Source organism: Nostocoides australiense Ben110 (assembly GCF_001050535.1).
In the GTDB taxonomy this organism is placed as follows: domain Bacteria; phylum Actinomycetota; class Actinomycetes; order Actinomycetales; family Dermatophilaceae; genus Nostocoides_A; species Nostocoides_A australiense.
The window spans coordinates 3,625,175-3,628,755 of record NZ_HG764815.1; the positions used below are offsets into that span (position 1 = coordinate 3,625,175).

At 72.4% G+C, this 3,581-nt stretch carries 3 protein-coding genes and 1 pseudogene; 2 read left to right on the forward strand and 2 right to left on the reverse strand.

The features are described 5' to 3' along the window. Together BN11_RS17770 and BN11_RS17775 are read left to right on the forward strand one after the other, a co-directional pair. Positions 1–386 (forward strand): hypothetical protein (locus tag BN11_RS17770; RefSeq protein ID WP_048699632.1); only part of this gene is annotated, 386 nt, incomplete at its 5' end. Positions 387–537: 151 nt separating this feature from the next. Then, on the forward strand, positions 538–891 hold the full coding sequence (locus tag BN11_RS17775; RefSeq protein ID WP_048699633.1) for an MscL family protein: 354 nt from the start codon (positions 538–540) through the stop codon (positions 889–891). A gap of 160 nt (positions 892–1,051) precedes the next feature. On the opposite strand, the gene BN11_RS17780 is transcribed toward BN11_RS17775, so the two are convergent. Continuing rightward, complete coding sequence (locus BN11_RS17780; RefSeq protein ID WP_048699634.1) at positions 1,052–1,759, reverse strand: hypothetical protein; 708 nt, start codon at positions 1,757–1,759, stop codon at positions 1,052–1,054. Further along, a pseudogene (locus BN11_RS17785) lies at positions 1,735–3,581 on the reverse strand (hypothetical protein); the annotation flags it as partial. The pseudogene BN11_RS17785 and the gene BN11_RS17780, both read right to left, overlap by 25 nt.

A 3,581-nucleotide genomic window follows, 5' to 3' on the forward strand; every position in this document is an offset into this window, starting at 1 on the left:
CGGTGCCCACCGCCCCGGCCACCCCACGCACCTCGGCGCTGGGCGCTACCGCGCTGCCCGAAGACCGGGTCGGGGTGGTCCTGCCGGTGCCCGCCGCGCTCGCGGTGCGGCTGCGGCCCGGAGACACGGTCGATCTGTATGCCGCGGGCGCCCGCAAACCGATGGCCCGTGACGCCGAGGTCGTCGAGGTGACACGCCCGGGCGAGGGGTCCGGAACCGATCCCGCGACCGGCGCGTCCCCCGGTGGCGAGGCGAGTGTCTTCCTCGCCATCGACAGCGCCGATGTCGAGCACGTCTCCGCAGGCCAGCGCGCCTCCAGCGCCGGATCGCCGATGCTCGTCGTCCTGGCGAGCCGGGCCTCGGACCAAGCGCGCAGAATCCCTTAGGGCGGCCGCGTCGCGCGCCCGTGGGGGCCGGGCCGACGGGACATTACTCCGGGTTTCCACTATCCTCTTCGGTGGCCCGTTTCCGGGCCCGGTGCCTCCCAATGTGTGTGACGGCGCCCAGACTCCCTAAGTAAAGGACACAGAGAATCCCATGAAGGGTTTCAAGGACTTTATCCTGCGCGGCAACCTCATCGAGCTTGCCGTCGCGTTCGTCATGGGCACGGCGTTCGCCGCGGTCGTGACGGCGTTCACCGAGATCATCATCGAAGGCCTGGCCAAGGCCGGCGGGGCCCCGAACTTCGACGACTGGAAGCCGGGCGGTTGGACCTCGGTGGGGCCGTTCCTCACCGCCCTCGTCGCCTTCCTGATCATCGGGTTCATGCTCTACTTCTTCGTCGTCAAGCCCTACGAGGCCGCCCGCGACCGCTTCCTCGCCGAGGACGAGCAGGTCTCCGACGAGATCTCCCTGCTCACCGAGATCCGCGACGCGCTGACCCGCCGCTGACTCACCCCGCCTACCGCGCTAGGCACCGATAACCGCCGAAGGGCGGGTGGAAGCCTCCCTTCCACCCGCCCTTCGCCGTGCCCCGACCCACCCCCGTCGAGATGTCGATTCCGCCCCATCGAGATGGCAATTCGTGCCACCCGCCACATCCGGTGCAGCGTCAGTCCCAGTGCGGGGGGCGGTTCTCCTGCAACCAACGGTCGTGCGCCGGGTCGCCTCCGGAGGCGGGGCGTTCGCCCCAGCCGGCGTCGGTGTCGTCGCGCGTCTGCTCGGGGCGTCCGGTTGCGGCGGGTTGGTCTGCGGCACCGTCAGCGGCCCTTCCCGTCGCCGGGCGGCTGGCGCGCCGGGCCCCTTTGCCGGTGATCGGTCCGGTGCGCATGTCACCGGCCGCCATCCGCTCCATCGCCGCCACGATGCGGGCCTCCTCGCGCGCCGGGTCTCGGAACAGGTCGACGGTCAGGATGCGTAGCGGGCGCCAGCCGAGGCGCCGAAGCTGTTCTTGCACAAGGCGATCGCGCATCCGGTTGCCCCCGAGAGCGGCATACGCGGGTCCGTCGATTTGGATGGCCAGCGCGACCGGGCCACGGGTGAAGGGGTCGCGCACGGCGAGGTCGACCATCCCGGGGGCGACGCCCTCGCGCACGCGCAGACCACGGCTCTTCAGTCGGCGGGCAAGGTCGCGGGTCAGTGTGGACTCCGAGGTCGTGGTCACCTTCGGCCGGTCGTTCGCCAAGAGATCGGCAAGGATCCGCGCGCCGAGGCGAGCCGGACCGTCGCCGGCCGCGTCCGCCAGCTTCGCCGCGTCGAGGGTATGCAGCACGGTCTGGCGAGCCCGGGCCCGCGTCAGTGCCGCGGTGAGCAGTCGCACCGGTGGCGTGGGCGGCGTCGAGGACGACCAGGGCTTCTCCGCCTTGCCCGCCGAGGAAGTCGGCGACACTCGGGTCGGTCGTTGCGCGGATCCCGTCCCGAATGCGTTGCGCGAGTTCGGGATCGACGGTCAGGACGGCCAGCGACTCCTTCGCCTGCAGACGCGCGTGCGTCACGACGGCGCGCACCGCCTGCGCGACGAGGCCGTGGTCGTGCTCGGTGACCGGAGCGGCCTCGACCCGGACCACCCCGGTGTCGGAGGGCGAGGGAAAGGTCCGCAGTTCGGGGTATGCCGCGGCGACCGGCGACTCGGTCAGGCGCTGGTCCCGGCTGCGGTAGTGCCACGCAAAGCGGTGCACCGGCCGCCGTGAAGAAGGTCGGCCCGGGCAGGTGCGAGTCGCCGACGACGACGGCCTGGTCGGCGCGGGCGAGCGCGCTGATCCCGTCGGCGGTGGCGAGCGCCTGCGCATCGTCGATGATCACGACGTCGAAGTGCGCCTTGCGGGACAGGTACAGACCGACGGTGTGCGGGCTGCATACGCAGATGAGGGGCTTGCCCTCGCCGCGTTCGGCGATGATGCCCGCTGCCGCGGCTCGTTGCAGCGCGCGATCGTTCTCGCGGAAGCGGGTGACGGCTGCGCGGACAGCGTCCCCGGTGACCCGGGCATACCCACTGTCCGATGCGGTCGTCTGCGCGAGCACCGATGCGAGCCAAACGAATTCGGTCTCTGCGGCCACGTGCTCCGGGGACAGCCGGCGCGCGGCGAGGTCTTCGATCAGCTCGCCCAACCCCGCAGTCCGGGCCGCGTCCAGATCGTCCGTGACGGCCGGCAGGACCTCGAGCCGGCTGCGTTGGGCGGAGAGGTCCGCGGCCCGGGCAGCCAGCTGCGGCAACCGCTCCGCGAGCAGGTCGGGATGGCCACGCAACCGCTCGCCGAGGTAGCTCGCGTGCGCGGCGAGCTTGTCGTGTGCCTCGCGGGCCCGCCCGAGCCCCGCTACCTGTCCCGGCATGATCTGCGAACCGCGGACCTGCTGCCAGACCGGGCGCGCTTGCAGTGCCGAGTGCAGCAGGGGGTCGACGTCGTGGTGCGGCGCGCCCGGACGCAAGAGCGCCTTGACCGCGCGTCCGTGCCGCCACCGCTCGAAGGTGCCACCGGAGGTGTGGGCGGTCCACTCCTCCAAGGGCGCGTCGAAGACCCCGAGACGGAAGACCTCAAGGACCTGCCCGATCCGGGCCATCTCGGCGATGAAGGCACCGTGCTGGCCGAGGGTGCGCAGCGGCGGCACGCTGACCCCGGCGAATACCTCGGTGAACACCGCGTCGAATTGGGCCAGACCGCTCGCGCCCAGGGCCTTCGCCGCGAGCCGAGCGCGCTCGGCGTCCTCGTCGGTGCGGATCGCGGCACCCCACCACGGGTCGGCCGGCTCCTCGCCCGAGGGCCACGCCCCGCGCTCGGCGACGCCGCGCAGGGTCGTCATCCAGCGCTCCGCCTCCGCCGGACCGAGCGCCCCCAGGTGCGGGCCGCTGAGCCGGATCTTGGATCGCGGAGGCTCGGGCGCCTCGCAGACGGCCGCGATGCGTTCCTGGATCTCATCGACACTGAGCGACCAGGGCTCCCGGCCGCGATGCATCCGCGCCACATGTTCGCTGAGTTCGCGCCCCGCCGAGGTCCAGGCCGATTGCACCTGGGACGCGCGCGCGAACTGGCTGGGCCGATGGGCCGCAGGCGCTGACCCGGTGCCAGGTTCACGCACCAGGCTGCCGAGGCCGCAGTGGACCAGGCGGCCCGTCACAGCGGAGCGCGAATCGGCGGGGGGGGGGG

Coding starts and splice junctions, on each gene's coding strand:
- BN11_RS17775 (WP_048699633.1), top strand. CDS start 538: ATGAAGGGTTTCAAGGACTTTATCCTGCGCGGCAACCTCATCGAGCTT.